The following is a 24,902-nucleotide window of genomic DNA, read 5'->3' on the forward strand; positions in this document are numbered from 1 at the left end:
GGTTAAGCATGGCAGAAGCAAAAGGTATATAAATTTATTAACACAGCCTATTTTTATAATAATAAACATAAAATTAATTAAATGCTATATAATAGATGAAAGTACCGGTGTGTAAATGAAAATAGGAATTATAGCTAGAATCAATTGCCATTCATGCATTAAAATTGCAAGGCGCATAATAGAGTTGATTCCGGAATCATGGGAATTGGTGCTTGAAGATAAACTTGCAAAAGCCTTAAACAGGAAAGGTGTTAATTTCAAAGACATTGATGCCGATATAATAATTGTTGTAGGGGGTGACGGAACAATTCTCAGGACTGCACAACTTTCCAGAGGAAAAATACTTGGGATTAATGTTGGAGGATTGGGATTCCTCTCTGAAGTTGAAATCGGCAATATTGAAGAATCAATATACAATTTAATTAAGGGAAATTACAAGACATATGAAGTAATGAAATTAAATGTGTATGTAAACGACCAGCTTTTCGGGAAAGGCATAAATGATGTTGTCATACATACGGCAAGAATATCAAAGATAAGGAAATTCAGCGTTTATATTAACGACCGCTTTATGGAAAACACAAGTGCAGATGGTGTTATAGTGGCAACACCTATAGGGTCAACATCATATTCATATAGTGCAGGTGGCCCTATACTGATACCTTCATTGAAGGCTATGGTTATATCTTATATTGCACCATTTGGTTCAAGGCTCAGACCCATTGTGTGCCCTGATGATAGCAAGATAACAATAAAAATTATTGGCAGGTTCAGCTCTCTGGTAATAATAGATGGCCAGAGGGAAGCCGTTGTGAACGGGAATGATCGTATAGATATCAGGGTTTCAGATGAAAGACTGACATTTATAGAGCTAAAAAATTCATTCTATGACAGGTTAAGGGAGAAACTGATTAAAGATGTGGTCAATTAGGGAAAGAACGTTGAAGATGATTATGGAAGCATCCCGGGATGCACTTCCGAACGAATTTGGAGCCCTTCTAAGGGCAGAACACCAGATAATATATGAAATAGCGCTGGTTCCGGGCTCTATCAATGGCCCTGTACATGTAATATTCAGAACATATACCATGCCACTTGATTTTTCATATGTAGGCTCTGTACATTCCCATCCATCAGGCAATACACACCCATCAGACGCTGACCTGCATATGTTCTCCAACACCGGCCCTGTCCATATAATAGTGGGTTATCCATATAATATGAATAACTTTTCAGCATATACGAGGAATGGAGACCCGTTAAAACTTAATATCATTTAATATTTATATCGCAATATTCCGCAATAACCACCAAATTGTTTTATTATATCACCGGATTCTGTGTAATCGCTAATAACATGTATATTGATTCCTGTTGCCTCATTGAGAAGTTTCCTGGTTTCAGGGTCTTTGAATTTTGATTCAGATATAAGAATATCCTCGACCATATTCATTCTGGAATACTTAACAAGTTCATCATATCCATATATGCTTAACCCTGTTTTATTTAAATTAATGAGAAAATTCTCTATAAGCTTTTCATCTGCAGCCAGCCTGGCACCTTTTAAAATATCGCCTGATTTTTTATCAGCCATAAATTCATATATGCCACGTTTTCCATTATCCGTTTCCGGAAAATCGTGAAGTGCTATTCCATTGAAAAACGGGTCATCCATTATTTTTTTGTATAACTTTGTGTGTTCAAATCCCGGGCCAAGTATGATTATTGACGCAGGATTTTTTATATTTTTTATAGATGCAATTATTTCTTTATAGTATCCAGGATCTTCACCATTTGAACCATAATCCTTACCTGATTTTTTAGAAGATATATCTGCTATTTCCTGGATGCCATATGATTTCATCAACGCTATGATGCATGATTCATCATCCAGTGAAACAAACACTATACTGTTTTTATAATAATTCTCTACAGCTTCATTGAGGAATCCCCTTTCTCCAGAATCCAGGGTCTTTATAATAGTTATTTCATCATCTACGCCTATCATTACGGATTGATGGCTGCCGGAATTTTCACCTTCCAGTATTTCACCGAGAATTTTGAGATTATCCGTATAGGGAAGAAAATCTATTTTTTCAACGTTTAACTTTATATTTATTTTCTTCCTTTCTGTGGCTTTTGATCTATTTAAATCGGCATTCTGTTCCTGGCGCCTGAAAACCGATGTAATAATCTGATCGCCCCTGTCAAGTATATTCTTTAAATACCATAAATCATCTATAGTATTTATCATAAGAACCAATTTTGATTCTTTAGGGTTATCTTCTATTATTTTCAATAACACCTAATTTCATATTTGATTAAAAAATTTAACCTTTTATTATACTGTTGAGCTGTGACAATATTCTGGAATAATGGGAACCTTCCCAGTAATATTTTCCGCATCCAGGACAAAATTTAACAGTGTCATATCTGGATTTTACAAGATCATAGCCGGGCCCCATTGTTTCAGTTTTAACAGTCTGAAGTATAGTATTGCATTCTGGGCATCTTGAGAAAAACAGTTCACGATCAGGTGGAAACATAGTTACTACCTGCTTTAATTGCTCCTTAAAATCAGGGCTGTCAAGGAATATGGAATTGCTATACCTTTTATAAAACTCGTAATCCCTTGTGAGCAGTATAAGGTTTTCCTCCTTGCATTTTTTAAGTATATCATTATCGGAATGGCACTGCGGATAACCTGTATCATATCCCATTATCCTCATCCATTTGCATGTCCTGCCAAGCATATGGTCAGCCATAAATTTATTCATCTCTCCACCGTGGCGATATATCATTTTTTATCCCTGCAAGGTCAAGCACCCTTGCCACTACAAAATTCAAAAGGTCTTCCACGCTTGATGGCTTATTGTAGTATCCGGGAACAGCCGGTGCTACTATCACATTATTCATTGACAGTTTCAGCATGTTCTCAAGCATTATCGTGCTGAATGGCATTTCTCTTGGCACCACTATAAATCTACGTCTTTCTTTCATAGCTACTGTAGCCACTCTCGTTATAAGTGTATCTGATATGCCTGCTGAAATTTTAGCCAGGGTAGATGAAGAACAGGGGATCACTACAAATGTATCAAAGAGAAAGCTCCCTGAGCTAATTCTAGCAGCTATATCTGAATCGTGATAATAATAATCTGCAAGGCTTTTAATATAATCTATAGAATAGTCTGATTCAAGTTTCATAACCTTCTTTGCACTTTCTGACATTACCAGGTGAATTTCCATATCTTTTATGTTTTCAAGAAATTTTACTCCCAGGGCAGTTCCGGATGCTCCAGTTATTCCCACCACAATCTTTTTCATAGCTTATAAATATGGTTTAGTTGGATATTACTTTTTCCTGTTAAACACATAATACAGAGCTATCATGCCTGCAATTATTGCAACAAATATTCCAACATACAGATATTGAGTAGATAAGGGCTTAACTACTGGTTTAGAGAATGAAAATCCTGGATAAGCACCTGCATTTAATGCCTCGATGTCTGTATATCCCTTAACCTGCGAAGACATGTTTTTCGTTTCATTGAAAGCCAGGGTCATATTTTTTAATGTAGGTGTTCCTATGCCTGATAATGCATTTATAAACTGAAGCCCGTAGGGATTCATCCCTGTATAGCTTAGATCATAAACTATTAAACACTGGGTTGATGTATTGAAACTGTATTTCACATAGTGCGTGTTGTCTATTACAGATGAAAAGAAAGCCGTCCAGTTTGAATCTGATATAGATTCATTTGTACCATTATAATTATAACTGATTGACGGCAGAGATGTGGGGGCAGCTGGCAATGTTACAGGGGATGCTGAGGAGGCAAATGGAGCCATAACCATAACAAGTGAAATTATAACTATGATAGCTGGAAGATACTTTTTCATTTATCCTGTATATTAATTTAGGTTTAAAATCTTTTTCTTTAGCATGCAGTTAAATTTTAATTTTTTATGAAAATAATGTCATTAAGTTTTTAAACGAGGATTAATTTCAAGAAGTATATGGAATATCCTATAAAGAAATTACTTACAGTCACATTAATTTTTATACTCGTTATTTCATCACTTGCAATTCTGGATACAGCCCAGAATCCTGTAATTAGTCCTGTAAACAATTCTGATAATAAAAATTCCACATCTCAAACTATAATGGCTTACGTACCTACTGGCCTCAAATCATACGTAGGAAACCAGCTAAATTCAACAGGCATTCCATACAGTTATTATGGGAATCTCCTGAATGTCAACGATTCAACGCAGAAGGGCACAATATCCTATGTTTTCAGTGAGCTTAACCGCACACTAGGTATAACATATTTTACATTCAATAATTCTAATGATTTCATTCCGTATATTCAAAATCCATCCTATCAGGCCAGGCCATATTTACCATCAAATATCTACAATGCATATGATATAAATTATACACATAATGAGGGTTATTATGGAAATAATACTACAATAGTTATTGTTGACGCCTACGGAGACCCGACACTTAACTATGATGTTAGTGTTTTCGACAATAAAACCGGGTTGCCTCCAATAAATCTTACAGTAACAACCCCTGAAGGCGCAATAACATCTACAAATTCCCAGTGGGCTTCTGAAACAGCTATTGATGTAGAGTGGGCACATGCTATAGCACCTGGTGCCAAAATAGACCTGGTACTATCACCGGGTTCAGGATCAAGGCTTCTTGATTCTGTGGCTTATGCCGTTACCCACAAATTAGGAAATATAATTTCTATCAGCTGGGGAGAGGCAGAAAGTGATCTCTCACCTCATACTCTAACGAGCCTTAACAATATTTATGAACAGGCAGCCGCGAATAACATTACTGTGGTGGCTGCATCAGGCGATCAAGGTGCAAATGATGGTACTTCCCATCTTGCAGTAAATTTCCCGGCATCGGATCCATATGTCCTTGGAGTAGGGGGAACAACGTTAAATCAAATCTCAAGTGGTCAGTATACACAGACTGCCTGGGGTGACATAGTTAACGGAAAAGAAGAGGGAAGTGGAGGAGGTTTTTCCTCCTATTTCACCACTCCATATTACCAGGTAGCCCCAAATTATACGGAGTCCTACAGAGGAGTACCTGATGTTGCTCTCGATGCCAATCCAAACACAGGTGTACTGGTGGTTGTTGATGGCGCAACATCCGTTCTTGGTGGAACCAGTATTTCTACTCCTATGTGGGCAGGGATAATTGCAATAATGGACCAGTACTACGGGAAATCTCTTGGGCTAGTTAATCCCCTGTTTTATAAGCTTTCTGAAACAAAGTATTATAAAAATGCATTTACCCCGATAACATCTGGAAGTAATGCAGGATACAGCGCAGGACCGGGATGGAATCCAGTCACAGGGCTGGGAACACCAAAGGTAAGCAACCTTATAAACGATACTGGCAAAATTATGAATGGATACGGAACTGTGGCTGTTTTCAATAACACTTCATATGCCACCGATATATCTGCCAGTATTAACGTTCCAGGAAATAATGTGGAGCAATTCAATGGAAGCACCTATTATTACCTTGGATTCTACGAAAATCAAACTAATTATATAAAATTCGGAATTTCAACAAATTCTACAGGTTATTATTATAAGTACAGTATTTATGATAATGGAACAGAAACCCGGGGAATCCTACCCGGGGCTCCATCTGCCTACATTGGAATAAAAATTTCCGGGGCAGAAATTTACTTTACAGTTAACAATTCAACTGTGAAAGAATTAAATGTTCCAGTATCGTTTTCAGGTGATTACCATGCTGTTGCAGGTGCACAGCAGGATAATGCAAAAATCAATTTTGTGAATATTTCTAAGGCAACATACAGCAACATAGACATTACCAATGCTACAGGCAGGATAAACTATACTGGAATATACACATCAGGCTATAGCAATATGGGGACTGATTATAGCAATATAACATTTTCATACAACTCTTCAGCGAAATCACTCACCGCATACATGGGAAAGGAAGTAAATAAACAAATATATGGAACAGCAGGCGCTGTACACATCCTGTATAGCATAACTTTTGGGAAAAACTCCACACTAAAATTCAGCCTGAGCAATGGGAATTCTGCAACTTATGCGGTAAATGGAAGCACCAAATTCAATCCCGTTTCTCTATCAGGGGGATATTACAATATATCAGCAACTGAATCCAGTGGCGTTACTTTTTATAGAGAAATACACGTTCCCACCATAAGGGTTGTTAGCGTAACCATAAGCTCAAGCCCATCCTATTATTCTCCACAGTATACACTACTTGTGGATCATTACTTTGGATACACATCCAGTTCAAAAACTATAGATGTTTACGAACTTTCCGGCAACAATAACGCGACCATTAATTCTACCGGCTACTTCACAGCAAATGCCAGTGCCAGTACCATAGGCTTTTTAACACTTAAGCCAGAGAAAGTACTGGTGGACGTTTTTGTCTCAAACGGGAATGCTACTGTAACACTGAACGGGGTTAAAACTAACAGCATAGGGGGCTATCATTTTCTATACGTTACTCCGGACACTACATATATTAATGCAACAGATACAGGATATACATCCCAAAACCAGAGCATGAACTTAACACCCGGACAGAATATCCACATTTCCCTTGTTTTATCCCCCAAAAACTCAAGCTTCAAAGCAGTTCAAGGCACTGTTGAGAACGTTCAATATGGATACGGGCTCAGCAATGTTAATATTACATCAGATGGAAAGACAATAGGGTATACAAATAGTTCCGGCCAGTTTGTATTATTTTTAAACGGAACAACAAATGCAACATTCCATGAATATCTGTATGTTAATAATACTACATCCATATCTCCCGGTTCTTCTCCTGTTGTTTACATGAGCCCGGCAAGTGTATCTGTTCTGGTTATTAATTTCAAAATCACATATTCGCTTCCACTTGGATTTTATTATGCCTTCGTATCCTGGGATAAATATCCATCCACCAACTTTGCAGAATACGTTGTTGCCTATTCCAACAACTCATTAATGTTAAATCCCCACACAGAAGTAATATCCTCAAGGGGCACTGACTTCGGTTTCATTCCAGGTTTAACGCCCGGAAAAACATACTATGTGATTGTAGATGCATATACTCCCAGTGGATCATTCGTTTCATCCAATGAAGTTGCAGTACACTATACAATCATATCATATCTGATAACCCTGTTGATCTTTGCGGGCATACTGGCATATATCGTTTTTATAATACTATTCTTTATACGGAGAAAAAAGAGAAAAAAGATGAATGAAGAGGAATACGATTACTTCCAATATTAAAAAATTATTCTATTTCTTTCAGTATTTCATTTCTTGCTGTATCCATATTTTTTAATTTTTCATATCCTGTTTCAATAGACCTTGTTCTTAGCCCGCAATCCGGATTTACCCTTACCAGTTCAGGAGGCATTATGTTTAAAGTATAATTTATTCTATCTTTAATTAGCCTGACAGGTTCTATGTAGTCAATATGTACATCTGTTACTCCAAGCCCTATGAATTTTTTCTTTGTGTTCAACTGCTGGAAATACTTCAATTCTTCATAGCCTGGCCTTGCAGCATCGGATGTCCCCGGTTCCAGTTTATCCCTGTTCGCGAACTCAAGGTTAAGCCCATCTATTTTTATATCATTCATAACATCATATAGGAGCCTGTAATCGGTACTATAGCACACATGAATGGTAAACTCACAGTTATCTATCCCTTCTACAGATTTATTAAGCGAATCTACCACTATATTCATCTCATCAGGATGGGTGGTTGTAGCAGGTTCGTCAAGCTGTATTTCCAGCTTTCTTCCAGGATATTTTGAATCCCAGAGTTTTTTCAGGTTTTTCATTTCACTGTTGAGAAGTGATGCAAATGCCATTGCTGTTTCGTATCTGTCACTGTAATGTTCATTAAATGACCAGTCCATCATGGTATATGGCCCTGTCACAGGTATTTTTATATTATCATACCCCTTTGAGAGAAGATATTCCAGTTCATCAGAGTGGAAAGATTCTTTAATTGAAATATCCTCCACTATGCTGCCTTTTTTATAATACCTGTTGTCAAATGACCTCACAGGCCCATAGAATTTTATTCCGTCAACTCTATTTGCCTGATGTTCATACATTTCCCAGCGGAACATCTCTCCGCCCACGCCTATATTATCTAACCCTGCATGCCTGAAAAGGTCTATTGTTTCCTCTGTAGCTTTTTCTGATAATTTATAATATTCCTCAGTTCCATATATTTTGTGAAATACGGTACTGAGGTATTTTGGCTTCCTGAAACTTCCTATTTCCTGAGATATTAAATATTTCCCCATTTTATTCACCTATTTTTGACATAAGGTCAAGTTTTCTATCTGCAATGAGTCTTGGCAGGAAATCAAAATATTCCCTGTGGCTAACTATTATCCTGTCAGCATCAAGTGACTCTACCGTTCTGTTTATTTCATTAACATTTTCCAATCTGGTATTGGAGCCATCAATGAGCTTGACACCAGGAACCTTTGAATTTTCCTTTGAAATTTTGAAATTCTCCGGACTGTAATCAGCAATTATAGAGTACAGGTTTCCCTTTATATTGTTTTTGTACAGCTTTCCGGTTGTCACTAACTTTATTTTAAAATCGCCCAGTAAAGAAAGATCAAGGATATCTGATTTTTCATATGGAAGTGGATCGTAAAGTACAAGGTCTTTTAAGCCAAATTCCTTAAGTATGTTAGCATAAACGCCTTCTATTTTTTCCTGGAATATGCCATACGGTATACTGCTCCTTGACATTTTATAGAATGAAAGGGGCGATGGAAGAAAAGCATTAAATCCATTTCCATTGTTAACATATAATGGGAGTGGCGGGTTCTCATTCAAAGGAGAAAAATCTTCCGGGTCTATTGAAATACCTGATATATTATTAATTACCGGCATTCTATAGAAGCTATTTGTCTCTTTAAATCTTGTAAGTGGCCCGAGGTCTATGCCATCAACTATTAGCGATACTGGCCTGAGTATATCATACCAGTTGAACAGTGGATCTGTATGCTCAATGCTGCCCCCCTTCAATAAATCATAAAACATTGCTTTCTCAGATTCTATATTCTCGTTTAATGTAGCATCAGGAATCTTTCCTTTCTCCCATCTGCCAATGTGCAATCTTAATTCATTGGTTTTCGGGTAAATACCATAAACTAATTTATCTATCTGCATGGTGGTTTATAGTCCGATGTTAATAAAACATTTTTGTCAAATATATGATTTTCAGTAATACCATTAAATGTTATTATAATGTTTTAATCAACAACATTTTCTTTTAATTCCATGTAAGGCTCCTCATCGCTTATGCCTATCCTGGCATTCAGTGGAAGTACCATCTGTTCTTCCCCATGTCCAAATGGTGCACCATACAGGGACGGTTTATTTATCTCATTCATAAATTTCTGTACCACATCTTCTATGGATGGCATTGGCTCTTCCTTGTCAAATATGGCTTTGAAATCCCCGAATACAAACCCGTTAAACTGTTCGATAATATGTGCAAGTTTCATGCTGAAGAAATAGCGGTCAATATCTCCTGAAGTTACGTCCGTGTCTTCAATGAAAAATATCCTGTTTGTTGTTTCCGGGATATAATTGGTGCCCAGCAGTGATGCTACCAGTGAAATATTTGTGCCCATGGAATATCCTTCTGTTTTTCCAGGAATGATGTATTTTATTAAGCGATCCCGGTATATATTTATCTCATCGGATTTTCCTGAAAGAATTCCAAGGAATTCCTTAAATGAAGGTTTTGATATATCATCAACATCGGATGCAACCATTGGCCCATGGAATGTGATTAAATTTGAATTCCTGTTTATAGCCAGATGGAGTGCTGTAATATCGCTGTATCCCATGAATATCTTCGGGTTTTCCCTTATGGCTTCATAATCCAGCAATGATAGTATATGTATGCTCCCGTAACCGCCCCTTGCACAGAATATGGCTTTTACATTGTCATCACGGAAGGCTGACATTAATTCCTCTGCCCGGTCCTTGGCAGGTGCTGCAAGATCGTTTCTCTGGTTGAGCTTCTTTATATTTTTGCCCACTGTTACCTTATATCCAAGCTTTTTAAGTTTTGATATCCCCCTTGATAATTTTATCATATCCGGTGCACTTGCCGGTGCAATAACCCTTATTTCATCCCCAGGCTGCAATTTTGGTGGCTTTACCCTATTTTCCATTATCAAACTCCTCCTTTATTTTGTTTAAGCGCTGTTTATCCTGCATGATCTTCAGTATAGCGGAGGAAGCAGCACGTATTGCAATCATAAGATTTTCTCCTGCCCTGGCTGGATTGGCAGCTTCCCTGAACTGGTCTGAATGCCCGGGGAGACCTGTTCCAATTTTCAGGTCAATATGCCCTGTAGGAACCGCAAGGCTGACATTTGCTTCATCGGTGCTTCCACTAGCAGCCTCATCACTATCATCTATATTGAATGCATCAATGCCAATTTTCTCCAGTTCATCATAAAGTACACCATCTATAACACGGTTTGCCTTATACTCTGTGTACATTGGCATCAAATCCTTTATCTCAAGTGTGGTGCCATAGCCATCTGAAATCCCCTTTGCTAGTTTTTTAATTTTCTCTATGAATTCAACCAGAAATGAGGAATCGCTGGACCTCAGGTCAACCTCCATTGCTGCTCTGTCCGGTACCACGTTTGAAGCTTTTCCGCCATCCCTTATTACCATGCCAACAACAATATTTTTGTCACCCTTTGCCCGGTCCCTCATATTGTTAATGGCTGAATATGTTGTGACCAGTGCATCAAGGGCATTGATTCCATAACACGGGGAGGCAGCCATATGTGCAGACCTCCCATGGAAAATAAATTCCATTTCAGAGTCTGCAAGGGCTTTTGAGCCTACTGCCCATCTGTCGTCAGGATGCATGCCGATAACGAAATCTATATTGTTGAATGCTCCTGATTTTGCCATTATGGCCTTGCTTCCAGCATAGGGCCCTATGCCCTCTTCAGATGGTGTTCCGAAGACAACAATTTTTCCACTAGAAATAAAGTTTTTAAGAACTATAGCAGTACCATAGGCCCATGCAGATATTAAATTATGCCCGCACGAGTGCCCATTTGGAAGGGCATCGTACTCCATAAGAATCCCAACAACCGGAGAACCTACCCCATATTCTGCCCTGAAAGCTGTATCCATGCCCATATAGGGATTTACAATTGTAAATCCTTCCTTCTTCAATTCATCCATCATAAGTGTGGACGATTTATATTCCCTGCTTCCAAGTTCAGCGAAATTATAAATCATATCAGATATGGACAGAATAGAATTTTTATGCTGTATAATAATAGAATCTATATCCATAATTCCTAATCCTTAATAGGTTAATATTTTTACCTGAACATTATATTTGTGCTGGAATTAAATCGGACAACCCTTCAAACAATTAAAGTTTATCCAATTTTAATGGCTCCTGCAGGCATTGGCCATCAAAGGTTATCTCCTGTATTTGCAATTATTCAATGAAATATCTTTGCTATGTTGCCGCAGGATTTTGAGATTAACGGGGATAAACCAGAATAATATTATTCGTTATACTGGGTAATTGCTATGGTTCCCAGATCAGCCCCATTTTTTAAGGCCTTTAAAATCCTGACCGGCCTTTTCATAGATTTCATCTCTTCCCTCACAGCTAACCTCAGGGGGTGGAACAGGTCTTCTCCCTCAAGCGATAAGCCTCCGCCTATAATAATGGCCTGCGGGTCGAAGATATTTATGATATTCACTATGCCCACGGCGAGATAATATATAGTTTCCTCGACTATTAACTGTGCAAACATATCACCCGCTCTCCTGGCGGCAAAAATCTTTTTTGCATCTATATCTGCAGGATTCATATCAGAAAATATTGTGGAATTTTTAACTTCACTTATATTCTCTATCACTCTCCTTGCCATGCCTTTCCCGCTTGCAATAGCTTCCAGGCATCCTCTTCTGCCACATCCGCAAATAGGCCCGTTGGGAAGTATAACCATATGACCGAGCTCACCGGCCATTCCATGGCTTCCCTTATAGAGTTTGTTGTCTATGAATATTCCCCCTCCGATTCCGGTACTCAATGTAATATATACAAAATTAGAGAAATTCTTTGCAGCGCCATATAACTTTTCGGCTATGGTGGATGCAGAAGCGTCGTTTTGAAGGTATACATCTACATTAAAGTGTTTACGTATACTGTCTGTTATGTTATAATTTTTTAATCCAATAATATTTGGTGATGAAATAATGGTGCCTGTTTTCGAATCAACCGGCCCTGCAAATATAATTCCTATCTTCGATACCTTTTCAATGCCAGCTTTTTTAATTAATTCATCGCCCATGGATATTAACTGGTCAGTTATGCCCGATTTTCCGTAGTCTTTCATAGTCCTCCTTGTTATTTTTTTCATTATCCGGCCGGTCCCATCACCTATAACAGCAGAAATTTTTGTGCCACCAACATCGTAGCCAAGTATGTACATTATGTGTATATTTTTAGATTACATATAAATATAATCAATAAGCCACTTATAGTATCATAAAAAAAGTATCCTCTGAAGTTTTTGCCAGGGTAACAGAAATTACAGGTTTATACTATCAGGTTTAAAGATCAAAGAAATAATAGTCTCTAATGTGGATGTTAACATGGTTAAAGAAAACTATAAACGTATATTTCTAAATCCCACACCATTATATACTGTGAATATCAAATTTTCTTGACAATTAAGGTAAGCCCCTTTCTTTCTATTATAACAACTTTTTCGCTTCTGTTGACATCAACTCCTATATTGATGGCTTCCCATTGGACTCCATCAATCATTACAAATCCTTTCTCATTTCGCTTCATGGGTGTTACAACATCAGCACTGTGTCCTTTTAAGGATTCGGCACCTGTGTATATTTCTCTCCTCTGTGATTTTAATATCTTGCTAATATAAATGATCAGAAGTATTCCTATAAGAATTATTGCAATGGAGAACATGTAAAAACTTTCTCCAAACGGTGCAGGCGAATATCCCGGGCTTGAGGTTCCATATGAAGACGCAAGAAAATAGATTCCCGCAATGCCCGTAATTAATCCTGATAAAAGGGCTATTCCATGGTTAGTTTTAAATTCCAGAAATATTAAAATTCCTGCAAGGAGAAGTAAAATCAGGCCGAATATTGAAGCATTTATTATATCCGCTCCAAGCAAGCCAAGCCCTATCATAACCACCCCTATTACAGACAGAACTATTGTTCCATGATAAAGGTCAAGAAATACTGCCACAATTCCTATAAGTATGAAGATTCCGGCGATCAGCGGATTGGCTATAAAGCCCAGAAAATTATCATAGACACTCTGGTGAACATATTCTTTTCCATATGCGCTCAGGTTCAACCCTGCCAGCATCGCATTCATCGAAGCAAAATTTCCATCTGATAATTTTATGTTTGATGCCTGGGCAGAAGAATACTCGGAATCATTTAACACCATACTGCTGGCAGCAGTCCCATTTCTATTATGTGCCAGTGCCATTGATTCCATAACATGCCCCATCTGGATAATATCATTCTGTTCCTGGGTGGATGTACCGCCGACAAGGTCAGGCTGCGAGAGCCCGATCATAGTCCCTGGTGCCATGTAAAGCCCGGTTGCATCCATTGTTACATAGGTTGCTGTATATGTGGCAGATCCACCGGGCAGGACATATGCGTATACATTAATTCCTTTATTCTCGGTTGAATTTATGTATTTATCAATATCCAGTGCCTGCTGAAGCATTCCTCCACCGGCATCAACGCTTATAATTACAGCTTTCACACTGGAATTATCTATATTTGAAAGTTCTGACCTGAACATATTTGTTGTACCTGCACTCACTGTTCCCGTCAGGTTTATAAAAAGTACTACTTTGCCATTGCCAGCCTTATACGAATTTTCTGTTTGCCCTGTAGAATGCCCGGCCGATGAAGCTACCATTAGAAGGAAAATAAAAATTATAAGGACTATTATAAGCCCCTTTGGCTTTGTCATTAAATGTATAATAGATTTAAACTATTATATTTTACTTTCAATAGAATAATTATAAAAATAAAGCGGCAGTTTAAATTTTTTCAAGGGCATTTTCAAAATCCTGCAATAAATCTTCTGAATCCTCTATTCCAACTGAAAGCCTTACAAGGTTGTCCGTGATTCCTGATGCTTTCCTTTCTTCAGGTGATAGTGCTTTATGTGTCCCTTCAACAGGAATGGATATCAGGCTTTCTACGCCCCCGAGGCTTACTGCATATTTCGGAATATTAAGATTTTTTATCAATTTATGTGAATTTTCTATTCCACCCTTTACCTTAAATGACACCATTCCACCATAACCCTTCAGGTTTTTCTCAGCAACATCGAAATATTCACTATTTTTGAGACCCGGGTAATAAACCTCCTCTATTCTACTAGACTCGTTTAATACTTTTGCAAGTTCCATTGCATTTTTATTATGCCTTTCCATCCTTAATCCCAGGGTTTTCAATCCCCTGTATGCAAGAAAAGCCTGAAATGCATCAGGCGTTCCCCCAAAAGTTTTTCTGTAAAAATCAAGGTTATCATAGTTATCATTGAAGCCCGCAAGCCCTATCAAAAGGTCCGAATGCCCTGATATGTACTTTGTCCCGCTATGCAACGCCATATCCGCCCCCAGTGAAACAGGATTCTGGTTGTATGGGGTGGCAAAGGTTGCATCCACCATGAGTTTTATTCCCTCCTCCTTACAGATTCTGGAGAGGTTTACAATATCAGGTACTTCCAGCAGTGGGTTAGTAATTGATTCCAGATAAAGCAGTTTATAATTTTTATTTTTAAAATCCAGTCTATTCAGGTCATTGACAGATGTAAAATCAACATTGATTTTATACTGTGGCAGAACTTTTGAGAAAAAACCAAATGTTTGCCCGTAGAGTTCATTGAGCGCAAGTACAGAGTCGCCACTCTTCAGGTATGGCATGATGCTTGAGGTTATAGCTGCCATGCCCGTTGAAAAGGCAAAAGCATGTTCTGTTTTCTCAAGGTCTGCATACTTTTTTTCAAAGGATTCAACTGTAGGGTTGCCCCATCTTGAATAGATATATTTGCCGGCTACGCCACTCTCAGGGAACTCGAAGGTTGAATTTTCAAAAATAGGCGTTACAACGTTTCCAACACCTTCTATTTCCATGTCTCCGGAATGGACACATCTAGAATTAAAGCCATTGTTGTTCATAAATATACGTATAATTAATTAAATATTAATCTTTGTAATATCCTGAATATAATAACAGGACATGTTAAAATTCCAAAAAGTTAAAAAATTTAATAATAGATGAATATACCATAAAGATGAGAACTTATATAGCCGATATAAAAACACTTGATGATGGATCGGATGTAACGATAAAAGGCTGGGTACAGGAAACAAGAAAAATTAAAAACCTCATGTTTATAATTATGAGGGACAATACCGGGAGCATTCAGGTAACAGCAAAAAAGGATAGTATGAAGAATTATGACCAGCTCTATGACATAACAAGAGAATCCGTAATTTCTGTGTATGGAACTTTGAATAAAAAAAGTATCAGCAAATCAGGTATGGAAATCCAGGGAATTGAAATAGAGATACTTTCTATAGCCGACACACCGCTTCCACTTGGTGTTATTGACCGTGTTTCCGCTGATTTTGATACGCGCCTTAACAATAGATTTCTTGATTTAAGAAAGCCGGAACATCTCCTGATATTCCAGTTCGAAAGCCAGCTCCTGTTTGGAATAAGGGAGTTTATGAATAAAGAAAATTTTATCGAGGTACATACACCAAAGATAGTTGCAGCTGCAACTGAAGGCGGAGCGGACCTCTTCAGGGTCGAGTACTTTGAGAAAAATGCTTTTCTTAACCAGTCCCCGCAACTTTATAAGGAAATACTTATAGCTTCCGGCTTTGATAAGGTATTCGAAGTAGGGCCTGCATTCAGGGCAGAAAAGGAAAATACAGTAAGGCATCTGAACGAATTTACATCAATAGATATGGAAGCCGCATTTATCGATGACAAAAAGGCAATGGAATACCTTGAAAATGCAATTTCCTATGCAGTGAATAGAAACATTGACCTGATGCATACAAAGCTTGAGGAATATGGCTACCATCTGGAGAAAATCGAAACGCCTTTCCCGAGGATAAGCTATGAAGATGGCATTGAATACCTGAATGATCACGGGTTAAAACTGAATTTCGGTGATGACTTTTCGCCCGAAGCTAATAAAATACTTGCGGAGAAGTTCAACGGGTTTTACTTTATTACTGGCTGGCCCTCCGATATGAGGCCTTTCTATACACATCCGGATACAAATCCGGCTTTGACAAAATCATTTGACCTGCAGTTAAATGATATAGAGGTAACGTCCGGAGCCCAGAGGATCCATAATTACAAAATGCTTGAAGATAACTTCATGAAAAAGGGATTAAACAAAAATGATTTCGAATTTTACGAAAAAGCATTCAAATTTGGGATGCCACCACATGCCGGATGGGGACTCGGCCTTGAACGGCTGGTGATGAATCTCCTCCATTTAAACAACGTTAGGGAATCTACATTATTTCCTAGGGACAGAACCCGCCTTTCTCCCTGAATTATTTTTTTCCTCTCTCCATATATCTTTTTCTAAATCTTCATAGCTGGCTACTTCATCTAATTCGTCCTTTCCTTTCTTTCTATATAATGACATTAGGAAGACCAATTAATATATTGTAATAATAGTATATAAATTTTTGGTAATAGAACCACGGCATATGCAGTTTACCATTACCCGGGCTAATGGATACTGGTTTTACATTTTTTGCTTTTATCTACTAATTTTATGAAACAGTTTCATATGAAATATTATTTACTTTACAGGAAACAAAAATAAGTTCTGGTGCTTTTATCAGTTTAATACCGATATAAAAATTAATTTAAAAAACAAAAAATATCATATCCAGAGAACCATAAAAAATTGCCTATTTTTGTAATGCACCTCGCTGCCTGTTTAATATAACTATAGTTGGAGTTATCCTGTATTTTGATTTTGATATTCTTTCTATTGATATTATTGCGGATTTTTTGTCTGTGTTTGCAAAGAATTTGTTGATTTCCTTTGATAGGCTTCTGTTGATAATTAACTCGACATATATTGGGTTTCCCAGGCTATAATATGTAGCTATTACCGAACCCTCCTTTACGTTCTCTATGTCAGACCTTTCTATTTCGAAATCACATTTTTCTCCTATTTCTATTTTCAAGTCTCTTACCTTAATATTACATAAAAAAGAGAACTATATAACCTTTTCTAATATACTTTCATGTCAAATTAAATATATATGTAAACACAAAAAATTATTTATTTCAAAAATGAAAATAAAAACGAATTTATGTAATAATTCTCCTGTATAATTCTCATTCAGGTATGAAATTTGGATTATAAATTAATTATTTAACTTCAGTTATTATAATTATTTGAAAGTGTGTGCATGACATTATCTCTCTAAATATACAAAGTAATTGCCAATATCATATGGTTTAAGGTCTATTATTTCTTTAACCTTAAAATCCTTTATTTCCCTTATTGCAGAATTAACAATGCTCTTTTCCGGCCTGTTAGAGGATATAGCCCTTGCCTTTATTATTAACATGGCTTTTTCAGCGTTTTTAAATTTCTTTGAATTTTCATTGAATATTTGAATCTGGTTCCTCTGTGCAATATCCTGGTATATAACGTCGGGCCCGTCAATTAAAAATTCATACTTTTCCGGCAGGTTCGCATCTTCCAGGATAGGGTATATGTTGTTTCTTTTTTCTGCCAGAGTGTATAATTTAACAAATGAATCGTAAGAAAACTCAACAGCAAATACCATTCCCCTGAAACAAATATCCGATACATGGCTTACGGTTGTACCGGTTGACGCACCGAGATAGAGTACGGATGAGTCGTCCTTTAATGGCATGGACTTAAACCCTTTAAGCAATGCTGCACCTAGTTTGCTCCTTCTTGGATCCCATTCCCTTAAATAAAAACCGCCAGATTTTTTAATTTTTTCTCCATAAATTGACTGGTTAAAACCGCTTACAGTGAATATTTTACCTCTGTCATTAACTATTCGCCTGTTATTTATCTGTAATGGCTGGGCATGCTTTTTCATATGTCTTTATATCTATTGAAAATAAATAATTTCCCTAATTTTTGAATGCAGAAGTTCTATCAATAATTGAAATTTTTCTTACTGTATCTACCTTCCACCTGCAAACTATTCAAATCAACAATAATAACAGAAGTAGATAAGGTTGAACTTCCATTGTTCCCCATGAAATTTTAACAATTAATATGTATCAGATCCTATTCGTTATTATCCCTGAAATGGGAAAAACTATATTTTAGTAGGGCATATATATCTATGAACTGTGAAATGTGTGGGGTATCCAGTGATAAATTAATTAAGGTAAAGATATCAGGTGCCATATTGAATGTATGCCCGCAATGTGCGAAGTTTGGAGAACCTGTTGAAGAAAAGAAATTGAACAAAATAAGTGAAAACGTTACAATAAAATTCCCTGAAAAGAAGATAAATGTGGTTACATACAAGAAACCATTCAAAAAGCCTGTAACAACAAAAAAACCGGTACACAGGGAAAATGTGGAGGAACTGGATGTTGTTGAAGATTATGCTGATCTGATAAAGGCCAAAAGGGAAGAAATGAACATGACCCAGGATGAACTTGCAAAGAAGATATTCGAGCGGAAGAATGTATTATCCAATATAGAAAGAGGGGAATTATTACCAGATATAGCAACCGCAAGGAAACTTGAGAAAGTTCTCAATATTAAACTCCTTGAAAAAAATGAATAATATGTGAATGGTTAAATATCCGGCGTTAAGACAGAAATTTAACAATTATTTAATTTTAACTCGCATTATATTGCATTGGACCAGTAGTGCTACGTTTATAACCTTAATATACATTGAAATAATTATCTCTGATGTATTTAGATTTAGTTATTTCACAGTCAGAACATAACATACTATTTTTGATTCTTCTCTCCATACACGTTCTTTCAGCTATAACATTTGTAGGAGGATCCATATTTATATGGTTGATACTGTGGCCTGCATCATACAAAATGAACGATGATAAGTTGAGGACCCGGCTTCTGGGTTTTGTGGGGCACAGATTTGCATTCTGGACTAATTTAACCCTGGGCCTGCTTATCCTGACAGGGTTATTGATGACCTACCGGTATGTGCTAAATCCTTCTCTATACTTTCAAAGCACTGGCGGTGAATTGCTTTTCTCTGCAGAAATATTGATAATAGCCATGGTTATTATTATGTACGGAAATAATATTTACCACGGGAAACTCATCGTCCGGTTAAACGAGCAGGGTAAACTGGAAGAGGTTAAGAAAATAAGAAAAGTGACACATATATATTCTATGATAACCATGGTATTATTAATCATCATAGTTTTATTGATGGTATCTATAACTGTTTACCACTGATATTACAATTTAACTTCTAAATATCTACTTTGCAGTATGTCTAAAATTTTTTTATATCTGAATAAATAAAAAAACAAAAATTTGAAAGATTACCTTGCAGAAGCTGCAACTCTTTCAATTTCTTCCTTTTTGCTTATTGCAAATGAGTTTGCGTCATTTCTGGCAGCAAGTAGAATCTCATTGGCAAGACAATCCTGGATATGGATTTTATGTTTGAATGATGCCTTCGTAGCTCCCCTGGCTATATTCCTGAGAGCCTCATCAAGCCTTCTGGATGGAGAAACATCAACTGATTTTGGTACGGCAATTCCACCATACTTTAACCTTGTTACTTCTTCCCTGGGTGCGGAATTCTCTATTGCAGATACAAGTATCTGAACTGGGTTCTGCTTGGTTTTTGTAGCTATGATATCAAATGCCTGGCTCATTACTTTATATGCTGAATACTTTTTTCCTGTCCACTTCTCGGTTCTCATCAGGTTATTAAGCAGCCTTTCAATTGTATTGACATTTCTTTTTCCTGACAGATAATTGGAAAACCTTCCGCCAGTATCTAAATTAAGATATGATGTTAAATTTATATACGTTGCAAGCCCCTGATCCTTTATCTGTATGCCCGAAACGTCATATTTATTCATTATTAATTGTTCCATGAAATCACCTTACTGTTTTCTCCTTTCTTCCACGCACAAGCTCGTTAAGTGATATGCCATTAACTTTAATGACTTTGAACCTTACTCCGGGTATATCTCCTTTACTTCTGCCCATTCTTCCGCCTATGCCTTCCACCATAACTTCGTCATGTTCATCTATATAGTTAATTGCTCCATCTCCGGGGGCAAAGGCGGATAACTGCCTTCCATTTTTTATTAACTGTATTTTGACACATTTTCTAATTCCGGAGTTGGGCTGCTTAGCCTCTATTCCTACCTTCTCTATAACTATGCCCTTGGCCTGTGGGGACCCTTCAAGGGGATCGCTTTTCCTTCTAAGATCAAGCATTCTCCTCTTATAATCACGATCCGACCACGCATAATGTTTCCTTGCTTTCATCAATTTTTTTCCTGCATTCATACCATTGGGCACTATATCACCTTGAATTTGAAATTATCTTGATAACGTCATTATTTAATAATTTATAATCTTTTCCAATTACTCTCTTGGTTCTTCCGTTCACTGCCCTTATAAAGTTCTTTCCTATATCCGTGTGTATTTTATATGCCATATCCAGTGCTGTATCGCCATCCTTCATCAGGTAAGCATCAGGAAGCACATTGCCATTTTTATCCTCCCATTTTGTTTCATCCAGAACTGGATATACTACAATATACCCCAGTGATTTTATTATTGAAGTGAGAACATCATAAAATCGCATGATCTCTCCATTCCTGTACTTTTCCTTTATCCTGTTAAGAACGGTTTTCTGGGCTTCTCCAGATTTATCCGTAAAGGTAAAATCAATTGCATCAGAACTTATATAGCCGTTATTATATGCCTTTTCTATTAAAAGCTCGTATTCTGCTGAAATCAGATACATTTTATTTTCTCTTTCTTTAAGTGCCTTTATTGAGTCATCCGTTAACAGGTCTAATTTATTTCCTATGCTGAACACGGGTTTAACATATTTAAGGATGGCCTCAGAGAACCTGTTAATGTCATTATCTGTCCAGTGTATAAGCTTGTCCGGGAACGATTCCTTAGTCATTATAAAACTAACATCCTTTTCACTTAAACCGAATGTTGCTGCTTTCTGGAGAATTTTGACATCCAGGCGTTCCGGGCTATTATCTTCCTTCCTTGCAAATTTTTGCCAATCCTTAGAAATTTTTCCATTCATCCAGCTTATTATCTCATTGTTTACAAACTTGATATCATCCAGGGGGTCATGGCCGCTCTCTGAAGGGTTTCCCTCCATATCAGTCATGCCGGACGCATCAAAAAGATTGATTATTAAATCTGCATCACGTATATTGTCAAGAAACTCATTGCCCATGCCCTTTCCTTCACTGGCACCCTCTATTAGCCCCGGGACATCTATTATTTCTACCGGGATGTATCTTATTCCATCCAGGCATTTGCCTTCTCTTGGATTGCATTTTGCATTTATCTCATTTTCAGGGCATTTGTCCTTGACAAAGGAAATACCAACATTAGGCTTAATGGTGGTGAATGGATAATTTGCTATATCTACATCTATTGATGTAATAGCCGAAAATAAAGTTGATTTGCCAGCATTTGGCTTCCCGATTAATCCAATCTTTAACATTAAGATTCAACTTCCCGCATATCATATCCCTTCGGGCAGCTTATTTTCCCTATTATCTTTTTAACAACAATTTTCTTATTGCCTTTCAGGTTCAGAAGGTTGCATTTTTCTATATTGGGGCATGTTAAATAATCACATTTCATACTTCGCAATTCCATTGAAGAGCCTTCCATCAGACGTTTTCCGTTCTGTACATTGTATGTGTTCTCAACTTCCTCTACATCAATTGTGGAAACTTTATTTGTGTCATAAATAAAGCAGGGATTAATCTGTTCCTTTACTTCTTTAATTCTATAAGATTTTCCAGGTTCCAGGTTGAAGCAAACGTTTCTAATTTTGCACTCATCGCATTTTCCAGCTAAAGGCCCTCTGAATGTGAACACTAAATCTTTTTTAGCCAGGTTTACACCAATTAAACTTATTTTATTCAATTTGATCATATTCCATAAAATTATATGGTTTATTAAAGTTATGATATAATACCCGGAGTTTAAATCTTTCTGTTTGAACTGTACTGTCCCATTATTATTTCCTTTATATACTGTATGAATTTATATTTTTTCATTTTACCACCATTTTATTTTTATATGCCATTGCTGGTGTAACTATATTATCACCATCTGACAGTGAGTCATGCATCCTTTCATAGTTGTAATGGTATACTACCTCTTCCCAGGTACTGAAATATGGCCTTAAACGTTTTATGGTATAGTTTAATCTCTCCAGTTTTCCATTTGTTTCAGGGTGTTTTACCCTTCCAAGTATGTGTTTTATATTACTGTTATCTAAGTATTCCTGGAACTTATTGTGATCTCCAGGTATTCCATTCTTACCATTTGAAAAGAACTGTGTTCCATGGTCTGTTAATATCTCTTCAGGCTTACCGTAAGTGTTTATTGCTATTTCCAGTGCTTCTATTGTATTATCTATTGTTTCCTCACCGTATATTCCCATTCCTACTATGAACCTTGAAGCATCATCTTCTATTATTATTAACTTCTCACTGTCACTGTATTTAGTCCAGTCCATATGCCATAGTGAGTTGCTATGTTTCCTCTCATATTTTATATATTTTCTCTGTTTCTTCTTATTATTGCTGTTATCAACCATATTTAATAATAACAGTATTCTGTATATATTGTTTTTAGCTATTATTATCCCCTTTCTTTTAAGGTATTTCCTTATTCTTTCAGGTCCTGACATAGGGTATTCATATCTTATTTTTTTAACTATTTCTATATCCTTGCTGTTTAATTCCCTATGTTTCCTTTTACCTATTGTATATTCTCCATTATCCCTGTATTTTTTGTATATGTAATTTACATACCTTGTTGTTATTTTCATTTCCTTAGCTATTTCTGTAGATGATCTTCTCTTATTTTTCTCCCTTATTATATATTTTATTTTTTTCTCATTTAACTTCATTCTGGGCTTATATTCTTTTATTATATTTTTAGAGGGTATATATAGGAAATATTTACGGGACAATATATCTTTCTGTTTGAACGATAAACTTCAATAACTGTACAGGCAACTTCCGGGATTCCCGGTTTTTCTTATGCCTTATTGTTGATGTTAAATGGTATAGGGCACATAATTATACAGAAATTGAAGTTATGTGCTGTATTACTTTACGTTTTCCCTTGATGCCAGTTTAAGTGCCGGTGAACAATAAGAAATCTACTGTCTCATAGCAGAAAACCCCGGTTTAGAGAGATGCCACAGAACGAACAGTTTTTTTGCAGCAGTAAATCTCACCGTTATAATTTGTATGAAATCCCTATATGCATTTAATAGCTGGTTCAAAGTTGCCAGCAAATATGTGGAGCTACTACTAAAATATAAAACTTATATTACTCCAGTCAGCTTTAATGCATTTCTGGAAACTTCCTCATTCAGGTCTGTTTCCCCAAGTATGGTATATCTCTGGGGCCTCAGCCGGTGGGCAATAGATAATGCCTTAATGGCGATTTCGTCCGGTATCCCATAATCCTTTGCCTTTGTTGATACACCTATTTTTTTGTATGTATCGTAAAGCATTTTCCAGTCTCCCCCGTGGAGATACATTGACACAAGAGACCCCATTGCAACCTGTTCACCATGCATCGCATTTCCGCTTCCAAGAATTTCAAGTGCATGTGCAAATAAATGCTCGCTGCCACTGGCGGGTCTGGAAGAACCGGCTATTGCCATTGCTGTACCCGATGCGAGTATCTGTTTTGTTATCATCCATATACTGGCTTCAAGCCCTGGCTGGATCATATTTGCATTTTCTATAAGCTCTCTGGATGAATATTCAGATATAACTGCGGCAGTAGTACTGAATATTTCGCCCTTTATACGGTTGGCCATTTTCCAGTCCATTACTGCGGTAATATTGGCTATTACGTCGGAAGCACCTGCAGCAGCAAAACGATATGGTGCCTTTGCCATGATTTCTGTATCTGCCACAATTGCAGTTGGCATTGCAGCTTCGATTGATAGGAACGATTTCCCATCATATATTGAAGCCCTGGGAGAAGCGATCCCATCATGGCTCGGAGCAGTAGGAAAACTTATAAAAGGAACATTTAAATCAAAGGCAATCTTTTTCCCCATGTCTATTTTAGATCCACCCCCAACACCAATAACGAGGCCTACTTTAATATCAGCTATTTCTTCTCTGGCACTTTTTATTGCATCCATAGTTGCGTTGCCAGAAAATAAAACATAGTGCTTAAGTCCTTCCAGTTTATTCACCACAGCCTCACCGGCTATCCTGTATGTTTTTTGCCCTGTAATTACCAAAATTGTTCCGGATTTCAAATTTTTCTCAGCCACTATGCGCATGCTATCTATGGCGTTGTGGCCTATGTAAACATCATTCGGGAAATGCATAGCCTTTGTTTTATTGAATTCCATTGACTTATGATATTCAATTAGAATATAAATTTACGTATTACCGGCTTTTTTGAAGTTTTTCAATATACTTTCACCGGTTTTTATAAAACATTGAATTTTTTTATTCAATATACCG

25 protein-coding genes are annotated in these 24,902 nt (G+C 36.9%); 6 read left to right on the forward strand and 19 right to left on the reverse strand.

Annotated elements, in window-relative coordinates; all coding sequences use genetic code 11:
* Window positions 1–115: 115 nt before the first annotated feature.
* Together FACI_RS06260 and FACI_RS06265 are read left to right on the forward strand one after the other, a co-directional pair.
* Window positions 116–931, forward strand: coding sequence for an NAD(+) kinase (locus tag FACI_RS06260; RefSeq protein ID WP_009887288.1), 816 nt, complete (start codon window positions 116–118; stop codon window positions 929–931).
* Complete coding sequence (locus tag FACI_RS06265) at window positions 918–1,280, forward strand: Mov34/MPN/PAD-1 family protein (RefSeq protein ID WP_019841630.1); 363 nt, start codon at window positions 918–920, stop codon at window positions 1,278–1,280. Before FACI_RS06260 ends, FACI_RS06265 begins: the two co-directional genes overlap by 14 nt.
* Here FACI_RS06265 and FACI_RS06270 read toward each other — a convergent pair.
* The 4 genes from FACI_RS06270 to FACI_RS06285 are packed head-to-tail and all read right to left on the reverse strand — an operon-like array spanning window position 1,277 to window position 3,900.
* On the reverse strand, window positions 1,277–2,299 hold the full coding sequence (locus FACI_RS06270; RefSeq protein ID WP_009887290.1) for a pelota family protein: 1,023 nt from the start codon (window positions 2,297–2,299) through the stop codon (window positions 1,277–1,279). The genes FACI_RS06265 and FACI_RS06270 overlap by 4 nt on opposite strands.
* Before the next feature lie 31 nt (window positions 2,300–2,330).
* A complete protein-coding gene (locus tag FACI_RS06275) occupies window positions 2,331–2,777 on the reverse strand; it encodes a Mut7-C RNAse domain-containing protein (RefSeq protein WP_009887291.1) in 447 nt (148 codons plus the stop codon).
* Window positions 2,770–3,324: a UbiX family flavin prenyltransferase gene (locus FACI_RS06280; RefSeq protein ID WP_009887292.1), complete on the reverse strand. Its 555-nt coding sequence runs from the start codon at window positions 3,322–3,324 to the stop codon at window positions 2,770–2,772. Before FACI_RS06280 ends, FACI_RS06275 begins: the two co-directional genes overlap by 8 nt.
* A gap of 27 nt (window positions 3,325–3,351) precedes the next feature.
* Window positions 3,352–3,900 carry a hypothetical protein gene (locus FACI_RS06285; protein ID WP_009887293.1) on the reverse strand — a complete coding sequence of 183 codons (549 nt, stop codon included), beginning with the start codon at window positions 3,898–3,900 and terminating at the stop codon, window positions 3,352–3,354.
* 117 nt (window positions 3,901–4,017) lie between these two features.
* Here FACI_RS06285 and FACI_RS09825 point away from each other — a divergent pair, with 117 nt between their 5' ends.
* Window positions 4,018–7,326 carry a membrane associated serine protease gene (locus tag FACI_RS09825; RefSeq protein ID WP_009887294.1) on the forward strand — a complete coding sequence of 1,103 codons (3,309 nt, stop codon included), beginning with the start codon at window positions 4,018–4,020 and terminating at the stop codon, window positions 7,324–7,326.
* A gap of 4 nt (window positions 7,327–7,330) precedes the next feature.
* Here FACI_RS09825 and FACI_RS06295 read toward each other — a convergent pair whose 3' ends face one another.
* The 7 genes from FACI_RS06295 to FACI_RS06325 all read right to left on the reverse strand — a co-directional run bounded on the left by FACI_RS06295 (window position 7,331) and on the right by FACI_RS06325 (window position 15,319).
* Window positions 7,331–8,359: a methionine synthase gene (locus FACI_RS06295; RefSeq protein WP_019841633.1), complete on the reverse strand. Its 1,029-nt coding sequence runs from the start codon at window positions 8,357–8,359 to the stop codon at window positions 7,331–7,333.
* A gap of 1 nt (window position 8,360) precedes the next feature.
* Window positions 8,361–9,242: a uroporphyrinogen decarboxylase/cobalamine-independent methonine synthase family protein gene (locus tag FACI_RS06300; RefSeq protein ID WP_009887296.1), complete on the reverse strand. Its 882-nt coding sequence runs from the start codon at window positions 9,240–9,242 to the stop codon at window positions 8,361–8,363.
* 83 nt (window positions 9,243–9,325) lie between these two features.
* On the reverse strand, window positions 9,326–10,258 hold the full coding sequence (locus FACI_RS06305) for a S66 peptidase family protein (RefSeq protein WP_009887297.1): 933 nt from the start codon (window positions 10,256–10,258) through the stop codon (window positions 9,326–9,328).
* Window positions 10,248–11,411 carry an amidohydrolase gene (locus FACI_RS06310; RefSeq protein WP_009887298.1) on the reverse strand — a complete coding sequence of 388 codons (1,164 nt, stop codon included), beginning with the start codon at window positions 11,409–11,411 and terminating at the stop codon, window positions 10,248–10,250. The genes FACI_RS06305 and FACI_RS06310 overlap by 11 nt, the downstream gene beginning before the upstream one ends.
* 221 nt (window positions 11,412–11,632) lie before the next feature.
* Window positions 11,633–12,568, reverse strand: coding sequence for an ROK family protein (locus tag FACI_RS06315; RefSeq protein ID WP_009887299.1), 936 nt, complete (start codon window positions 12,566–12,568; stop codon window positions 11,633–11,635).
* 224 nt (window positions 12,569–12,792) lie between these two features.
* The gene (locus FACI_RS06320; RefSeq protein WP_009887300.1) at window positions 12,793–14,103 is read right to left on the reverse strand and encodes an NfeD family protein; all 1,311 of its coding nucleotides are present in this window, start codon (window positions 14,101–14,103) and stop codon (window positions 12,793–12,795) included.
* Between the two features lie 70 nt (window positions 14,104–14,173).
* Window positions 14,174–15,319 carry a PLP-dependent transferase gene (locus tag FACI_RS06325; protein WP_009887301.1) on the reverse strand — a complete coding sequence of 382 codons (1,146 nt, stop codon included), beginning with the start codon at window positions 15,317–15,319 and terminating at the stop codon, window positions 14,174–14,176.
* Between the two features lie 116 nt (window positions 15,320–15,435).
* Here FACI_RS06325 and aspS point away from each other — a divergent pair, with 116 nt between their 5' ends.
* Window positions 15,436–16,719, forward strand: a complete 1,284-nt coding sequence (gene aspS / locus FACI_RS06330; protein ID WP_009887302.1) for an aspartate--tRNA(Asn) ligase — start codon at window positions 15,436–15,438, stop codon at window positions 16,717–16,719.
* Between the two features lie 367 nt (window positions 16,720–17,086).
* On the opposite strand, the gene FACI_RS06335 is transcribed toward aspS, so the two are convergent.
* Window positions 17,087–17,368 (reverse strand): hypothetical protein, encoded by a 282-nt coding sequence (locus FACI_RS06335; RefSeq protein ID WP_009887303.1) that lies wholly within the window; start codon window positions 17,366–17,368, stop codon window positions 17,087–17,089.
* Window positions 17,369–17,602: 234 nt separating this feature from the next.
* Window positions 17,603–18,265, reverse strand: coding sequence for a fibrillarin-like rRNA/tRNA 2'-O-methyltransferase (locus tag FACI_RS06340; protein WP_009887304.1), 663 nt, complete (start codon window positions 18,263–18,265; stop codon window positions 17,603–17,605).
* Between the two features lie 252 nt (window positions 18,266–18,517).
* On the opposite strand from FACI_RS06340, the gene FACI_RS06345 reads away from it, so the two are divergent.
* Window positions 18,518–18,970 carry a multiprotein bridging factor aMBF1 gene (locus FACI_RS06345; RefSeq protein ID WP_009887305.1) on the forward strand — a complete coding sequence of 151 codons (453 nt, stop codon included), beginning with the start codon at window positions 18,518–18,520 and terminating at the stop codon, window positions 18,968–18,970.
* Between the two features lie 131 nt (window positions 18,971–19,101).
* Window positions 19,102–19,620, forward strand: a complete 519-nt coding sequence (locus FACI_RS06350; RefSeq protein WP_009887306.1) for a hypothetical protein — start codon at window positions 19,102–19,104, stop codon at window positions 19,618–19,620.
* Window positions 19,621–19,709: 89 nt separating this feature from the next.
* On the opposite strand, the gene FACI_RS06355 is transcribed toward FACI_RS06350, so the two are convergent.
* From FACI_RS06355 to FACI_RS06380, 6 genes are all read right to left on the reverse strand, one after another.
* Entirely contained in the window at window positions 19,710–20,273 is a 564-nt protein-coding gene (locus FACI_RS06355; RefSeq protein ID WP_019841636.1) for a 30S ribosomal protein S7, read from the reverse strand.
* 4 nt (window positions 20,274–20,277) lie between these two features.
* Entirely contained in the window at window positions 20,278–20,706 is a 429-nt protein-coding gene (locus FACI_RS06360; protein WP_048074061.1) for a 30S ribosomal protein S12, read from the reverse strand.
* Window positions 20,707–20,710: 4 nt separating this feature from the next.
* Window positions 20,711–21,886 (reverse strand): YchF-related putative GTPase, encoded by a 1,176-nt coding sequence (ychF, locus tag FACI_RS06365; protein WP_009887309.1) that lies wholly within the window; start codon window positions 21,884–21,886, stop codon window positions 20,711–20,713.
* Entirely contained in the window at window positions 21,886–22,326 is a 441-nt protein-coding gene (locus FACI_RS06370) for a UPF0179 family protein (protein WP_009887310.1), read from the reverse strand. The genes ychF and FACI_RS06370 overlap by 1 nt, the downstream gene beginning before the upstream one ends.
* Before the next feature lie 121 nt (window positions 22,327–22,447).
* A complete protein-coding gene (locus FACI_RS06375) occupies window positions 22,448–23,311 on the reverse strand; it encodes an IS481-like element ISFac5 family transposase (protein ID WP_009886695.1) in 864 nt (287 codons plus the stop codon).
* A 423-nt stretch (window positions 23,312–23,734) separates the two neighbouring features.
* On the reverse strand, window positions 23,735–24,787 hold the full coding sequence (locus FACI_RS06380; protein WP_009887311.1) for an NAD(P)-dependent glycerol-1-phosphate dehydrogenase: 1,053 nt from the start codon (window positions 24,785–24,787) through the stop codon (window positions 23,735–23,737).
* Between the last annotated feature and the right edge of the window lie 115 nt (window positions 24,788–24,902).

Source organism: Ferroplasma acidarmanus Fer1 (assembly GCF_000152265.2).
GTDB lineage: Archaea > Thermoplasmatota > Thermoplasmata > Thermoplasmatales > Thermoplasmataceae > Ferroplasma > Ferroplasma acidiphilum.